The 14,820-nt window shown below is 62.6% G+C and carries 12 protein-coding genes; 1 reads left to right on the plus strand and 11 read right to left on the minus strand.

What is annotated here, in order from left to right; genetic code table 11:
* Nucleotides 1-6: 6 nt before the first annotated feature.
* From AB5Z14_RS06495 to tmk, 10 genes are all read right to left on the minus strand, one after another.
* Nucleotides 7-435, minus strand: a complete 429-nt coding sequence (locus AB5Z14_RS06495) for a hypothetical protein (protein ID WP_368130791.1) — start codon at nucleotides 433-435, stop codon at nucleotides 7-9.
* 5 nt (nucleotides 436-440) lie between these two features.
* On the minus strand, nucleotides 441-1,520 hold the full coding sequence (locus AB5Z14_RS06500; protein ID WP_368130792.1) for an NAD(P)-dependent oxidoreductase: 1,080 nt from the start codon (nucleotides 1,518-1,520) through the stop codon (nucleotides 441-443).
* Nucleotides 1,521-1,612: 92 nt separating this feature from the next.
* Nucleotides 1,613-2,566: a DegV family protein gene (locus AB5Z14_RS06505; protein ID WP_368130793.1), complete on the minus strand. Its 954-nt coding sequence runs from the start codon at nucleotides 2,564-2,566 to the stop codon at nucleotides 1,613-1,615.
* A gap of 79 nt (nucleotides 2,567-2,645) precedes the next feature.
* The gene (gene hpf, locus AB5Z14_RS06510) at nucleotides 2,646-3,230 is read right to left on the minus strand and encodes a ribosome hibernation-promoting factor, HPF/YfiA family (protein ID WP_035137685.1); all 585 of its coding nucleotides are present in this window, start codon (nucleotides 3,228-3,230) and stop codon (nucleotides 2,646-2,648) included.
* 317 nt (nucleotides 3,231-3,547) lie between these two features.
* Complete coding sequence (locus AB5Z14_RS06515) at nucleotides 3,548-4,573, minus strand: substrate-binding periplasmic protein (protein ID WP_368130832.1); 1,026 nt, start codon at nucleotides 4,571-4,573, stop codon at nucleotides 3,548-3,550.
* Between the two features lie 732 nt (nucleotides 4,574-5,305).
* On the minus strand, nucleotides 5,306-6,328 hold the full coding sequence (locus AB5Z14_RS06520; RefSeq protein WP_368130795.1) for a hypothetical protein: 1,023 nt from the start codon (nucleotides 6,326-6,328) through the stop codon (nucleotides 5,306-5,308).
* Between the two features lie 98 nt (nucleotides 6,329-6,426).
* A complete protein-coding gene (locus tag AB5Z14_RS06525) occupies nucleotides 6,427-7,233 on the minus strand; it encodes a ComF family protein (protein WP_368130797.1) in 807 nt (268 codons plus the stop codon).
* Nucleotides 7,234-7,335: 102 nt separating this feature from the next.
* Nucleotides 7,336-9,036, minus strand: coding sequence for a PSP1 domain-containing protein (locus AB5Z14_RS06530; protein ID WP_368130798.1), 1,701 nt, complete (start codon nucleotides 9,034-9,036; stop codon nucleotides 7,336-7,338).
* Nucleotides 9,027-10,154, minus strand: a complete 1,128-nt coding sequence (locus AB5Z14_RS06535) for a DNA polymerase III subunit (protein ID WP_368130800.1) — start codon at nucleotides 10,152-10,154, stop codon at nucleotides 9,027-9,029. Before AB5Z14_RS06535 ends, AB5Z14_RS06530 begins: the two co-directional genes overlap by 10 nt.
* A 1-nt stretch (nucleotide 10,155) precedes the next feature.
* Nucleotides 10,156-10,839, minus strand: a complete 684-nt coding sequence (gene tmk / locus AB5Z14_RS06540; RefSeq protein ID WP_368130801.1) for a dTMP kinase — start codon at nucleotides 10,837-10,839, stop codon at nucleotides 10,156-10,158.
* A 239-nt stretch (nucleotides 10,840-11,078) separates the two neighbouring features.
* Here tmk and AB5Z14_RS06545 point away from each other — a divergent pair, with 239 nt between their 5' ends.
* The gene (locus AB5Z14_RS06545) at nucleotides 11,079-12,062 is read left to right on the plus strand and encodes a zinc-ribbon domain-containing protein (protein ID WP_368130803.1); all 984 of its coding nucleotides are present in this window, start codon (nucleotides 11,079-11,081) and stop codon (nucleotides 12,060-12,062) included.
* A gap of 141 nt (nucleotides 12,063-12,203) precedes the next feature.
* Here AB5Z14_RS06545 and AB5Z14_RS06550 read toward each other — a convergent pair whose 3' ends face one another.
* The gene (locus AB5Z14_RS06550) at nucleotides 12,204-14,798 is read right to left on the minus strand and encodes a DNA topoisomerase I (protein ID WP_368130805.1); all 2,595 of its coding nucleotides are present in this window, start codon (nucleotides 14,796-14,798) and stop codon (nucleotides 12,204-12,206) included.
* Nucleotides 14,799-14,820 lie beyond the last annotated feature (22 nt).

Genomic DNA, 14,820 nt, shown 5'->3' on the forward strand with positions numbered 1-14,820 from the left:
TTCTTACTATTTCTTAGCGTGCTTGCCAGCACCCTTGCTGTCATCGGTGACCGAGATGAGCTGTCGGTCGGCCGCGCCATTGCGACGCGCACGGCGGCGTTCCTCAGCGTCGCCCGCGTCGGCGGCGGCGCGATGAGCCTTGTTGACGTTAAAGACCTCGTCGTGCTTGCGCCACGGACCGACGGACTCGCCAAAGCTCATCTTAAGACCGGCGATAAAGCCGCCGAGCCAGCCGATCGGCGCAAACTGCACCAACGGAAACAGCGAAAACACCCAGGTCAGCAGGACGACTGCCGCCGCTCCTGCAAAATTGGCGATCCAGTAGTCGTGCTTGGTGATCACGCGCTTTTCGCACGCCCACTGGCCGCACAAAAAGCCAATGTAGATCGCAAAGAGAAAGAGCACCAGCGCTAGCACCACGAACGTCCAGCTCATGGGCGCTACTCCCCGTGATGGTGGCCGCAGCAGCACTCATGGCCGTCGTCATGGCCGTGGCCGCCGCAGCACTCGTGGTCCTCGCCGTGATGGTGACCGCAACCGCACTCATGGTCGTCGCCGTGCTCGCCGCAACCGCAGCCGTCCTCGTGAGCGCCATGCTCCTCGGGACGATACTGCGACCAGTCCAGACCGGCGGCGATAGCGTCGGCCTCCTCCTTGTAGAGGACCGTGATGGCCTGGGTGCCCAGCTTGGCGCCACCGATGGCGTCGAGCATGTCGTAGAGCGTAAAGGCGACGTCGGCGCCGGGCAGCGCGAGCTCGCGGTCATCGGCGTAGGCGAGCGCCAGGCGCAGGTCCTTGATGAAGTGCTCGACCATAAAGCCGGGCTTGTAGTCGCCGTCGAGCGCCTTGGGCGCCAGGCTCTCCATGGCGCCGGACTTACCGGTGCCGCCCAGGATCATCTGGCGGGTCTTCTCCAGGTCAAGGCCGCTCAGCTCGGCAAACGCCATGGCGTCTGCCATGCCGACCATGCAGGCGCCCAGCGACACCTGGTTGGCGAGCTTGGCAGCCTGGCCCTTGCCGGCGCCATCGAAGCAGCAGATGTTGGCCGCAAAGGTGGCAAGGATGTCGCGGACCGGCGCGATGTCGTTCTCGGTGGCGCCCACGATAGCCGTAAGCGTGCCGGCGATAGCACCCGACTCGCCGCCGGTGACGGGGCAGTCAAACGCCATGCGACCGGAAACCTGGGCGGCCTCGGCAATGTCGCGCGCCAGCTCGGGCGAGCTCGTGGTGAGGTCGATCAAGACCGCGCCCGGCTTGGTGCACGCGAGCAGGCCGTCGCCCGCCAGGTAGAGCTCCTCGACCTCGGAGGGATAGCCCACCATGGTAAAGACGACGTCGGCGTTCGCCGCGGCATCGGCCGGCGTATCGGCCCAGGCGGCACCGCGCTCGATAAGCGCGGCGGCCTTGGACTTGGTGCGGTTGTTGACCGTGACGGGATAGCCGGCATCCAGGATGTGGCCGGCGATAGGAGCACCCATGATTCCGGTGCCGATAAATGCGACGGAGAGCTTATTTGCCATGAAACCTTTCCTTTTGGGTTGGGTGTTGTTACCAGGGTGAATACTCAGTGCCAGCGCTTGGGCTGCGGGACGCCTGTGATCGTGGCGCCTACCTACTCACCGCGCACACGGCGCGCGATGCGGTCGGAAAACGAGGCTTTCTCGGCACGATTCTTGCCCCAAAACGCGCAGGCCACCATGCCGGGGCCCACGTGCGAGCCGATGGTAGGACCCACGGAGCCGCGGATGATGGTGACGTCGGCGCAGCCTTCCTCCTTGCGGATGGCGGCCTCGAGCCAATCACCGTCCTTCTCGGCATCGGCCGTCATGATGGCGATGGGCATGGTGCGATCGGGCACGTAGTTCTCGCGGAACGACTTGAGGATGGACTTGAGCGCCTTCTTGCGGCCGCGGTTGACGCCGATCAGCGACAGCGAGCCGGCCAGGTCGTAGGACAGCTCGGGTTTGACGTCGAGCTTTGCCGTGAGCTGTGCCGCCGCGGGCGGAATGCGGCCGCCGGCAGCCAGCGCGTCAAAGCTCTCGAGCGTAAAGTAGCCGTGGACATAGGTCTTTGCCTCGTTTGCCCAATCGACCAGCTGCTTGGCGGTCAGTCCCGCCGAACGCTGGCGCACGGCCTCGAGCGCCAAGAGCGCGCCGGTCGCGCAGGGCAGAGCATTGTCGACCACGTAGAGCTCAAAGTTAGGATACTCGGCGCGCACGGCATCTGCCGCCTGGCACGCGGAGTTGTAGCTCGACGACAGCGCCGAGGTAAAGCACAGGTAGACCGTGGGCGTGCCCTCTTTGGCGCACTCGGTAAAGAACTCGATATAGCGACCGAGCGACACGGCCGAGGTAGACACGCGAGCGCCGGCGCGCATGCGGTCGTAGAACTCCTTGGGTGTGATGCTCGACCAGATGTCATCCGTGCGCTCCTCGCCATCGATAATGAAGGGGAAGCCCAAGATATCGACATCGAGGTTCGCGGCGACCTCGGGGCTAAAGTCGCAGCAGGTATCGACGACGATGCGGCAACGGTCCGAATGGCCGGTAGATGCAGCCTTGTCCATCAAAGCGACTCCTTACGTAAAAAGGCGGCCATCCGCATGGGATGGCCGCCGGCCGTTAACTCATGCAAGTTAACGTATTTTACTCGTCAAGTGTTTCGATGCGGGGCTTGATGATGCCATATCCACCATTCTTACGGTGATACACCACATTGATAAGGCCAGTCGTCGCGTTCTCGAACACGTAGAAGTCGTGGCCCAGCAGATCGGTCTGCACCAGCGCCTGCTCCTCAGTCATCGGGGTGACATCGATGACCTTCTCGCGGACGAGCAGGTCGTCCTCCTCCTCGGGCAGCAGCAGGTCGGCCAGATCCTCGACGCGCTCGACCGGTGCGACATCCGCCGCGCTGGCACCGCCCTGGCGGTTGTCCACGACCTTGGTCTTGAACTTGCGCAGCTGGCGGGTGACCTTATCGGCGGAGAGGTCGATGGCGGCGTACATATCTGCACCGTGCTCGGCAACGCGAATCACCGAACCGCGGGCACGAACCGTAACCTCGACGATTGCCGGGTTGGGGTTCGAGGGGTTCTTCTCATAGCGAAGTACAACGTCGACCGTCATGGGCTCGATATCGAAAACCTTGAGCGCCTCGCCGATCTTCTCATCCACATGCGCACGCAGAGCATCGGTTACCGTCGTCTTGCGTCCAGAAACCTTGATATCCATACGTGGCTCCAATCTGCCTCGGGGACTTACTGTACTGGCTATGTACCCATTGCCGTGCATTTAATCACGCGAATTCCCAAAGACCCGAATAACGATTGCTTGATACCGCATACCGAAGTCTCGCACTTTTCCGTGGCAAAGTGCGCTATGGGAGGACGTCGGCGGCTTTGTATTTGGTCCCGAAAATTAGCTTTGACCTGCTGGTTTTATAGGGATGAAAAAGCCGGGCTCCCCTATTGGGGAAGCCCGGCAGTGCGTGTTGAAACCGTGAAGAGGTGTCCTTTCCAACGTATAGGAGACACCACCCCTAGCAATAACTAGCTATTGAGTTTGTTAATGTCGTCGTCGGTGATGGCGCCTTCCTGGCTGGACGATTTGTCCTCGGAGGATGCGGTCTCATTGTTGGAATCGGAGGACTCGCTGCCGGAGGACGTGGTCTCACCGGACTCAGAGTCGCCCGGCTGCACGTTAGCGCCCGAAACCGTCTTAGTGGTGAGGTCGTAGGGCATCCTGCCATACCAGACGCAGTGGACTGCCTCGAGTGTACCGTCGACCGTGATGTCGTCGAGGGCATCGCTCACAGCACGACACAGTTCGTCATTGGATGAGAGGCCCGCAACACCAAGCGTCGAGGGCGCCTCGAGCGAACCGACATAGGAGACCTCGCTCATCAGGCGTGCAAGGTAGCCGCCGGCCGTGGAGTCGCAGATCACATAGTCGACCTCGCCGGACTCAAGCGCCTCAAAGCACTCGTTGATGTTGGAGTAGGTCTTTTGGTTGGCGGTGATGCTCTGCTTAGCAAGCGCCTCCTGCGAGGCCGAGGACGCCTGAACGCCCAGGGTGGACGTGTTAAGGGTATCGGTGGAAACGCTTAGCGACCCACCATCGCTAGTTTTACCGAACACGGAAGTGGCATCGTACAGGCAGGTGCCGAGCGAGCTAATGTCCCCGTCCGTGGAGTTAATCTCGCCGATAAAGATATCGGCCTTTTTGTCGCCGAGCGCGGAACCTGCCGAGGACGCATCGACGAAGGCGACCTTAAGGCCCATGCGGCTTGCGAGGGCGCGGGCGGCGTCAACCGCATACCCCGTGAGCTCGCCGTCGGCGCCCTGCATGGCCTGCGGCGCATCGGAAGTATCGAGGGCGACCGTCAGGGTTCCGGGAGTGACCAGGGCATCGTCCGACACCGCCGGCGTGACGGTCTCGTACTCGATCTGGTCGATCGTGGGAGTCGTGAACGTAGACAGCGGGTTGAACGCGCATCCGCTCAGGCCCAAAACGGCGATGACCGCTGCGGTCCCAGCACCTAACCGAGCCGCGTGCATCAAGCTGCCCCTCACCATGTCCACTACCCTGCCTTCTGTGTCGTATACGATCCGTGCGTTGCGCGGAATATCAGGTTGTTCCCACCAGCTGACCTGGTATTTGACCCCACACTTGCGCACCGGGGTGTTTGCTCGGGAGGCCGCAGCCACCTTCACGACTGGCCCGCTCGCCCGCGAGGCGGTATTGCCCCAAAGAAAGTAGAACGGACGGTGCGGCTTACATCTAGGACGCGCCATGATCGCGCCGCGCGCACGCGGTCGCTTACGTGGATCCCTTTGACCGCGTCTGTCTTGGACTAGGATGGACATTTCGTCCGTCCGCAACCACAGCCTGGCAGGAACGTAGCGCATTATAGCTAAGTTCAAGCTAAAGTTTAAGGTTAGGGGCGTCATTCGCACCGTGAGCACAGATTTTGCAGGTCGGAGCGGACCATTCGTGCCCCCATGAAGCTCGGAGCTCCCCTACGGGGAGCTCCGGGGCACCCGTCTCAGGGTGCCGTGGCCAAAAAATAGCAAATATGAGTACTGTTACCAATTTAGTAGCAGGAGTTTTTGGATCTGCAAGCAGTTTTCGCGCTCTATAACATCAGATTGATGCCAGGATATTCCACATTTGTTTAATATCTTTCTAATTTACGCCATCTTCCAGTCCCAAAATCTCTGATTTTGCTGTTACTGAATTTGTAGCAGTACTCATATTTGCTATATTTTGGCCAGAGCATATATCCAACCCCCTGTTTCAGAGCATTGTTAGGCGGGTTTAAGCCCAAAACACGCCCGCAGCGTGTTAAGCAACGCCTCTTGCTTCTTTCTGCGGACATCGACACGATTCCGGTACCGCTTTCGCATACGCTGGTGGATGCGCCATGCGAGCGCTTCCATCGCTTCCATGTCACAGAGCATTTCGTTGTTGACCGTCGCGACCTCGATTCCCATAGTAATCAAGCCCGTGTTGCGTTTTTCATCATGGATACGTCCCTTCCGGGAGGAATGGCCCAGCTCACCGTTGTATTCCAGGTCAAACCGCGCTGCCTCCTGATACGCATCGCAAACTGCATGCGGCATCCCCGAGATTGCCTGCGCGCGGTCATCGAACTCGATCTTGTAGTCGGTCTTAAAGGGACCGCAGGCAAATCCGCCATAGGAAAACGGAAGCGAAAACATGGCAAGCATGATGCACTCCATGGGTGAGCGCAGGTTTTCCGACAGATAGGGACACAGGCGTAGCAGTTGTTTGGCCGCACTCCCCTTGCATGCCGCAAGGTAATCTGCCAGGCGATCGGGCGTCAGCACCGGCTCGACTTCAAAGTAGCCCACGTCTGCCGGTTGGTCCTTATCCTTTGCAAGTCTATTCGCAACAGGCGAGGTGTAGGGAGGTAGATACTTCCCGCGATCGCTCAGTGAAATCTTGGAACACAGTTCCTGGGCCAGAGCAAACGCCTGGATACAGCCGACCTCGCGGGCGACGGCAACACAAAGGGCCTCGGGAGATAGGCTGTACACCCCCGATTCCACCTCTAGAATCGAGCCGGCAGGCAACCCGGAACACACGGACCAGCCCACGCCAGGCATGCGGCGGCGCTGCGCCGCAGATCCCACCAGCAAGCACAGATCTTCTTGCACCTCTCCGCTTTTGGCTCCAATTCGAACCAGGTCGGAAAGACAGATATCCTCAGCCGAAGGCGATGACGTACACAGCACGCGGCGCTCCTCCTCGGGCTCAAGGTCCTTCCAGCCGATGTAGCCCATCTGCCGGCGCTCGGCTCGAATCATACGCAACGCCGAGGCGCCCGTCAGGATAACGGAAGCCGCTAGCTGCTCTTTTGTCGGTTTGTCACACTGCCTGATTGTTACCGCCACACGAATCACCCCTACCAAACGCGCGCGATAGCAAGGCCATCAACGGCCGCGGCACCGGCGCGCTTGAGTTCCGCCGAAGCCGCTGCCATCGTCGCACCCGTGGTGATAACGTCGTCGATAAGCAGCAGGCGGCGGCCCCGCACGTCCTCAACGGTCTCGTACATGCCTCGGGCGCGTTCACGGCGTTCTTCACGACCGAGTTCACGCTGGTCGCCATGGCCGTACTTAACGAGGGCGTCGAGCAGCGGAACACCCGACAGCTCGCAAAATGGGCGCGCGATGGCTTCCATATGATCGAAGCCGCGTCGCCGAAACGCCGCCGCCGTCGCGGGCACAAACACCACGGCATCGGCGCCGGACAACACACCGCCTAAGCGATCGGGCGCCGCGGCCTGGGCATGCAAGGCGGTGTCGTATAGCAGCTCTGCCAGATACGGCGCCAGGCGTCGCTCGCCCGCGTCTTTGTACGCCTTAATGATCCGCGGCAGCGGATGCGTGTAAACGGCACATGCCAGGCACCGGTCGAATGCTTCGGCCATCGCCGAGGACGAGCCCTCGACCGAGCACTCGGTGCACAGCAAGTCTCCAAACGGGGCGCCGCATCGAGTGCAGCTATGCCGCGGGTCGATGAGCGCGAGCGCCGCCAAGCAGTCTTGGCAAATAAGCGCACCGGCGCGCTCGCAGCCGGCGCATCGCGTGGGCGACAACGCCTCAAGCGCCTCGTGCGCCGCCCGCTCGGCAAACGGTAGCAATTCGTCCGCAAACGGTAGGATGCCGGCACCTTGCAGGCATCCCAACACATTCAAATGTCTCTTCACGACACAACCCTCCCTACGCTCGGTCGCAGGGAGGGTCGTTGATTCAGCGCTATGGTACCCCGACGCGTTTGGGGTCAGGCAGGTTAAATCCGTTTGCGGGCGCTATTCGCCGGTGGGCGGTTGCGGTGCGGACGAGTTTTGGGTCGAGCCCTCGCCACCGTCCTGGCGCGGCTTGCGGGAACGGCGACGGCGACGGCGCTTCTGGCCCTGGTCGGCCGAACCCTCGCCACCACGATCTTCGCGCGACTCGCGTTCGTCACGAGCAGCACCGCGCACGGCCTTGGCAGCTGCCCCTCCGCCATCTCCGGGGCGACGACGTGTGACCTTGACCTCGCCATCCGAGACCTGATCGGCCACGGAGGGCACCGAGGGCTTTTGCTGCGTGCCCGAGGAATGGCGACGACGCGGACGCGGGGTGCGCTCGTCATCGTTGCGCTGCTTGCCACCCTTGTCGGCAGGCGCATCGGAACCCGAACCACCCTTGGGGCCGGCACCGGCTTCGCGAGCGGCTGCGGCGCGGAAGGCGTCCTCGCGCTCCTCGCTCGACAAATGGCGGCGGCGACGGCGCGTGGGGTTCATGCCACCGCCGCGGTTTTGCTGCTGAGGCTGCTGGGCCTCGCGCTCGCGGGAGGAATTCTTGCCTGCGGGAGCAGCCTCGCCGGCATCGCCCGAACCCGAGCGCTTGCGGCGGCGACGTCCACCGGCAGCTTCCTCGGCCTCGGGTGCCTCGGCCTTGCCGCGACCCTTACCGCGGCCGCGACCCTCGCCCTGGCTCTGACCCGCACGGGTATCGGCGTCCGCATCGCGACGGCGGCGCTTGGGCATCGTCGTCCCCGCCAGACGGTCGGCGCTCGACAGGCCATCGCCCACGTCGACGCCATTCTCGCGGTCGAGCTCCATAAGCGCCAGGCGCATCTCGGGCGACTCGATACGCTCGAGCACATCGCGCGTCACGCAGTCGGGGCGGCAGTTGCAGCCCTGCTCGGCGGCCTTCTTTTTGCAGCCCTCCGAGCACGTCATATCGGCCAGGTTGACCTTAAAGACTTTGCCGTTCTCCAGGCGCAGCACCAGCTGCTCACGCGGCGTGTCATACTCCTGGATACGCGCCTTGCCAAGCGGCGTATCGATGAGCGTCTTCTTTTTGGGCGCACGGCTCTTAAAGTCCTTGTACGCCTCGAACTCATAACGCAGGCAGCACATCAGGCGGCCGCACACGCCGCTGATCTTGGACGAGTTGAGCGGCAGGTCCTGCTCTTTTGCCATGCGAATCGAGACGGGCTCAAACTGTCCGCCAAAGCGCGTGCAGCAGAGTTCCTGTCCGCACTGGGCATAGCCGCCCACCAGGCGGGTCTCGTCGCGCACGCCGATCTGGCGCATGTCGACGCGAATGTGCAGCGTCGAGGACAGATCCTTGACGAGCTGGCGAAAATCGACGCGCTCCTCGGCCGCAAAGTAGAACACGGCCTTCTCGCCGCCAAACAGGTACTCGACGCCCACCGGCTTCATCTCGAGGTCGAGCTCCTTGACCAGGCGGCGGAAGTCGACCATGGCCTCGTCGCCCTGGATGGCCAGGTCGTCGGCAAGCTGCAGGTCGATGTCGCTCGCCACGCGCAGCACGGGCTTGAGCGGCTGACCGATCTCGTCTTGCGGCACCTCGAAGGGATCGGCCGTGACCAGGCCGATCTCGGTTCCGCGCTCAGTGGAGCAAATGGCGTAATCTGCCTCGAGGATATCCAGATCCTGCGGGTCGAACCACAGGTCGCGCGAGGCGTAGGTAAACTTAACGGGTACAACTAACGGCATTTCAGTGCCTTCCTGATATCGAACAGCATGACCTCGATGGCCAGCTGGGGAGTAACGTTTCTGGCGATGTTGCACTCGGCGGTTGCGACCGCCTCGAGCGCCCGCGTGGCACCCGCAACATTCGTCGCGGCGGCAAGCCGCCCGATCGTGTCGCGCACGTCTTCGTTCACCACGTCGGCCGCCTCGTCCTGAAGCGTCAGCAGCACGTCGCGCATGAGCGTCCGCGCGCTCGCCAGCGCTTCCATGATACCCGAACGCTCGCGCGCGTTGAGTTCGCGCTTGTTGCGGTCCTCAAGCTGCTTCAATGCTCCACGCGACAGGTAGTCAGCGTTTTGCTCGAGCACCTTTTCCTGCGTGGACTTGACCTCGGCGAGCGGCGCCTTAACGGCGACGATGAGCGACTTGGCGCGACTAAGTACATCGGCCTCATCGGCGGCAATGAGCGAATCGATGGCGCGAACCATCTGACGGCGAGCGTCCTGGCGCTCGGCGCTCTTGAGGAACTCGATGCCACGCGCGGGGCTTCCCGCTACTGCGACGGCCATGCGGCAACGCGCAGGGTCCTGACCGGTGGCGCGGCTCACGGCCTGCGCGGCGACGGCGGGCGACACCAGCCGAAACGGCACGCACTGGCAGCGGCTCACGATGGTGGGCAGCATCACGTCTGCCGAGGTGCCCAGCAGGATGAACATAACGCCCTCGGGCGGCTCCTCGAGTGTTTTGAGCAGTGCGTTGGCGGTGTTAGCGCGCAGCTGCTCGGCACGGTCGATGATGTAGACCTTGGCCTTGGCACGGATGGGCGCCAGAGGCACATCGTCGAGCAGCTCGCGGGTCTGGGCAATGAGGTAGCCCGTGGCGCTCTCGGGCGTGTAATAGTGCACGTCGGGATGCGTGTGCCGCGCAACGCGCACGCAGCTGTCGCATGCGCCGCAGCCGTCCTGCTCGCACAGGAAGGCCTGGGCGAGCGCCCATGCGGCATCGAGCTTGCCGGCGCCGGGAGCGCCCAAAAACAGGTAGGCGTGCGATGCGCGGCCGCTGGCGACGGCGTTGGTCAAAAAGTCGCGCACGCGCTCTTGGGTGTCGAGCTTGGCCAGCAGGCTTGCCTGAGCGGGGGCCACGTTACTCGGCCTCCTTGGCAAGTGCGGCGGCGACGGCGTCTTGCGGAATGTCGAGACCGTACGCGCGAACCTGCTCGACCGTCTTCGCAAAGACTTCCTCGATGGACGCGGTCGCGTCGATGAGCTTTACGCGGTTTGGCTCCTCGGCGGCAATTGCGCAAAAACCCTGGTAGACACGCTCTTGGAAGGCCATGCCCTTAGCCTCCATGCGATCTGCCGCACCGCGGTCGGCCATGCGCAGCGCCGCCTGCTCGGGCGTGATGTGATAGACGAGTGTGAGCGCCGGGTGCGTACCCGCGACGGCCAGGTTGTTGGCGTCGCGCACTATCTGGCGATCGAGGCCATCGGCAAACGCCTGGTAGCAGGTCGTGGAATCGTAGAAGCGGTCGCACAGGACAACCTTGCCGGCAGCAAGGGCGGGCGCGATGACCTCGTGCACCAACTGAGCGCGTGCCGCCTCGTAGAGCAGCAACTCGCAGGTGTCGCCCATCGCCGTATTGGCAGGGTCGAGCAGCAGAGCACGGATCTTTTCGCTGATGGCGGTACCGCCCGGCTCGCGCAGGCTCACAACCTGGTAGCCAGCGAGTTCGAGCGCACGGGCAAGCAGGCGCGCCTGCGTAGATTTACCGGCGCCATCGACACCCTCGAGCGTAATGAAGCTATGTTGAGCGGGCTCAAAAGCCATGGGCGCAGCCCCTTCCTACAAGGCGCGTAAATGCAGATATATCAACCAAGCCATGATACCCCAGTGCTCGGTGCGTCCCCAATGGCTAAAGGTGCCTTTCCAAAGTTGCGGTGAAATAGGGACTGATTGAAGCTCTGAGACCGCCAAACAGTCCCTATTTCACCGCAACTTATGATGGGGAATTTTGGACGCTGGGTATAATCGTCGTATTGCATTGAAATGTGGCGAAAGGAGTGGCAATGTCTCGGTATTGCGCCTCGTGCGGCAAGCTTCTTGCAGATAATGCCAAGTTCTGCACCTCGTGCGGTGCACCCGTTGAGCAAACAACCGCGAGCGATAGCCAGCCCGCTTTTGAGCAGACCGGCTCCCTTGATACGCCGCAAGCCAAGGCGGACGACCCCCTCGCCTATCGCCCCGACCCCGCCGCAGGCCCCGCGGCCGTCGAGACCACGCAGCGCATACCCGTCGCGAGCGGCTCGCCCCAACAGCAGCCGGCTCCCGCATACGCGCCCGCTTCGCCACAGACCCCCACTCCCAAAAAGAGCGGCACCGGGCCGCTTATCGCCGTTATCGTTGTGCTGGCGGCGATCATCATCGCCCTGGTCGTTTTCTTTGTGATCAAGCCTTTCGACAACGCCGCCACGCAGACGACTGCCGAGGTAGCTAAGCTGCACCATGACGTCGACGACGATGACCTAAAGCCTCTCGGCGATCCCAACAGCCTGTACGACGATGATGACGATGACGACGAGGATGGCAGCGAAGCAACGCTCTCCGAGCAGAACCTCTACCGCCGACTGAGCGAATACTACGACTTGCTCGAAGACCTCGACAACTACGTCCGTGGCTGCGCGCAGAACTTCAACGGCAGCTATCTGGAAGAGGATCGAACCACCCGTCAAAATCTCGCTGACGTCGCCGAGCGCACGGAGGACACCATCGAGCAGTATTACGACATCGTCGAGGACCTAGACGTCCCGACGAGCTCCAAGAACTACAGCTCCTGGAAGGACATCATCGCCCTGTACGATGACCTGGATCACCGCATTGACGCAATCTGTGATGCCTGGGAGATCAGCCTGAAATACGCCAAGCCTGCGGACCACAAGAATGAGATCGTGGCGCCGCTGTCGCGCGACAACGTGGCGGGCACCAATGACAATAAGTACCGCCTAGACTTTGAGGAGCGCTATCCCGGCGCCAAGCCTGTCGAGGTGAACTAGCGCTCTGTCGTTCCCGAGCCGGCAGTTAGGGACGTTCCTAAACTGCCGGCAGAAAAGAAACGTCCCTAACTGCCGGTCAAAAAAACGAGCGAGGATCGCGGGGTCCTCGCTCGTTTTTTGGGTAATGTTTCGACTGCGCCGTTACTTGTCGGCGGCTGCTTTCTTGGCAGTCGACTTCTTCGCGGTCGTCTTCTTGGCGACAGTGGCCTTCTTAGCCGTCGTCTTCTTTGTCGCCGTCGTCTTCTTTGCCGTGCTCGCCTTGGTCGTGGTCTTGCGGCCGCGGGCGGGCTTCTTCTCCTTGGTCGGGCAGTCCATGTTCACGCAGATGTGCCACGGGCCGCGCGCCGTGTTGACCACCACGATGGGGGCGCCGCACTCGGGGCAGGTCTCACCCGTCGCCTCGAGCTTGCCGCGCGCCGGCAGCGGATAGCTCACGCCGCAGTCATCGTAGTTGGTGCAGCGGATAAAGCGCTTGCCGCTCTTTTCGCTCTTGTGCGCGATCAGGTCGCCATGGCGTCCTGCCTCGGCGCACACCTTGCACTCGCCCACCTTAAGGTCGGGCTCGTAGTTGGTGGGGCACGTCGGGTTCACGCAGATCTCGAAAGCCTTCTGACGGAACGGCTGACACTTAATGCGCGGCGCGCCGCACTCGGGGCACACGGCTGCCTCGCCCTCGAGCGGGCTCACCTTGACGCCGCTCGGCACCGGATAGGTCACGTCGCAGTCGGGCCAGCCCATGCAGCCGATAAAGCTGCCGCGGGTCTTGGCGCTCGTCTTCATAACCAGGTCCTTGCCGCACTTGGGGCAGGCGCCCACGCGCGCATCGGCCGTGACGGCATCGCTAATGGCGTCACCCAGCTCCTGCGTATGCTTGAGCAGCTCGTCGAGCACACCGGCCAGCAGCGCGCGCGAGTGCGTCACGACATGCTCTTCGGTGTCCTCGCCGCGCTCCACGCGGGTCATGTCGCCGTCGAGTTCGCTGGTCATATCGGGACTCGTGATGCGCGGGGCAAACTGCGACAGTGCATCGATGATGGCGATACCCAGCTGACTCGGCTCCACGGGATCGTTTTTGAGGTAGCGCACGGCGTACAGGCGCTCGATGATGCTCGCACGCGTGGACTTGGTGCCCAGGCCGCGCTTTTCCATCTCCTGCACGAGCTTGCCCTGGCTGTAGCGCGCGGGCGGCTCGGTCTGTTTGGCCTCGAGCTTAATGTCGAATACGTCGACCGTATCGCCCTGCTCAAGCGGCGGCATCTGCTCGTCGCGCTTAAGGCCGTACGGGTATGCCTCGCGGAAACCCGGGGTCACGAGCACATCGCCCGAAGCCACGAACGGCTCACCGTTCACATCGAGCTCGAGCTTGGTGTTCTCGATGGTCGCGGGACCCATGAGCGTTGCCAGGAAGCGACGGGCGATGAGGTCGTAGAGTTTGCGCTGCCCGCCATCGAGCGTGGACGGATCGCCCTCGCCCGTAGGATAGATCGGCGGGTGGTCGGTGGTCTCGACCTTGCCGCGCGTGGGCTTCATGGGACCGGCGAGCACCTTTTTGCACACCGGCGCCAGCGCCGGGTTGATCTTTGCCAGATCGCTCACCACGGCGCCCAGATCGAGTGTCGCAGGGTACACGGTATTGTCGACACGCGGGTAGCTAATGAGGCCCGCCATGTAGAGGGACTCGGCGATGCGCATGGTGCGTGCGGGCGAGATGCCCTCGGCCGCGGCGGCAGCCTGCAGCGAGGTGGTCGCAAACGGTGTGGGCGGCTGCTGCTTGCGCGAGCGCTTGGTCACCGCGGCGACGGTTGCCGTCGCGACGCCGTCAACATGGCCGTACGCCGTCTCGGCAGCGTCCTTGTCGGTAAAGCGTGCCGTCTTGTGCGCGATCTTAAAGCGATCGTCCTCGGCAGCACCCTGCGCGGCACCCATACCGCGGATCTGCCAATAGTCCTCGGGCACAAACGCCATGCGCTCGCGCTCGCGCTCGACCACCAGGGCAAGCGTCGGCGTCTGCACGCGGCCGGCAGAGCGTACGTTACCAAAGCCGCCAAACTTGGCAAGCGTCAGGTAGCGCGTGAGCACCGCACCCCAGATGAGGTCGATGTGTTGACGGCTCTCGCCGGCGTCGGCCAGGTTCTGGTCGAGCGAGACGAGGTTATCGAAGGCCTGCGTGATCTCGGCCTTGGTAAACGAAGAATACTGGGCGCGGGCGACCGGCAGGTCGGGCGCAACCTCGCGCACCTTGTTGAGGGCGTCCGAACCGATCAGCTCGCCCTCGCGATCGAAGTCCGTAGCGATGATGACGCTGTCGGACTTCTTGGCAAGGTTCTTGAGCGAGCGAATGAGTTCTTTCTCGGCCGGCAACTTAATGACTGGCGCCCAGGTGAGATAGGGCAGGCTCTCGAGCTTCCAGCCCTTGATGGAGATGCCGTCGGCAAGAAACGGCTTGCGCTTGGTGTCGTAGGGCGGACGTGCCAGGCCATCGGGTATGTCGGCCGGCAGCATCTCGCCGTCCTCGGTGACCGAATACCAGCCCAGCTTTTTATTGAACAGCACGCTGTCACAAAAATCGGGCGCGAGGATGTGACCGGCAAGGCCGATCGTCACGCACTCCTCGCCCTTCCACTCAAAACGGTAGATGGCGGTGTTGTACACCTTGTCCTTTTTGGGCTTACCCGTGGACAGACGCTCGGCAATCTGACGCGCGGCGTCGTTTTTCTCGGCGATGATGAGCTTCAAAAGAGGCTCCTATCTCGTATCT

Source organism: Collinsella aerofaciens (assembly GCF_040910265.1).
GTDB lineage: Bacteria > Actinomycetota > Coriobacteriia > Coriobacteriales > Coriobacteriaceae > Collinsella > Collinsella aerofaciens_BK.

Excerpts from the sequence above, each read along its gene's own strand:
- AB5Z14_RS06500 (WP_368130792.1), bottom strand. The coding sequence starts at position 1,520 with ATGGCAAATAAGCTCTCCGTCGCATTTATCGGCACCGGAATCATGGGT.
- hpf (WP_035137685.1), bottom strand. The coding sequence starts at position 3,230 with ATGGATATCAAGGTTTCTGGACGCAAGACGACGGTAACCGATGCTCTG.
- AB5Z14_RS06530 (WP_368130798.1), bottom strand. The coding sequence starts at position 9,036 with ATGCCGTTAGTTGTACCCGTTAAGTTTACCTACGCCTCGCGCGACCTG.
- AB5Z14_RS06515 (WP_368130832.1), bottom strand. The coding sequence starts at position 4,573 with ATGGTGAGGGGCAGCTTGATGCACGCGGCTCGGTTAGGTGCTGGGACC.
- AB5Z14_RS06495 (WP_368130791.1), bottom strand. The coding sequence starts at position 435 with ATGAGCTGGACGTTCGTGGTGCTAGCGCTGGTGCTCTTTCTCTTTGCG.
- AB5Z14_RS06505 (WP_368130793.1), bottom strand. The coding sequence starts at position 2,566 with ATGGACAAGGCTGCATCTACCGGCCATTCGGACCGTTGCCGCATCGTC.
- tmk (WP_368130801.1), bottom strand. The coding sequence starts at position 10,839 with ATGGCTTTTGAGCCCGCTCAACATAGCTTCATTACGCTCGAGGGTGTC.
- AB5Z14_RS06520 (WP_368130795.1), bottom strand. The coding sequence starts at position 6,328 with ATGATTCGAGCCGAGCGCCGGCAGATGGGCTACATCGGCTGGAAGGAC.
- AB5Z14_RS06545 (WP_368130803.1), top strand. The coding sequence starts at position 11,079 with ATGTCTCGGTATTGCGCCTCGTGCGGCAAGCTTCTTGCAGATAATGCC.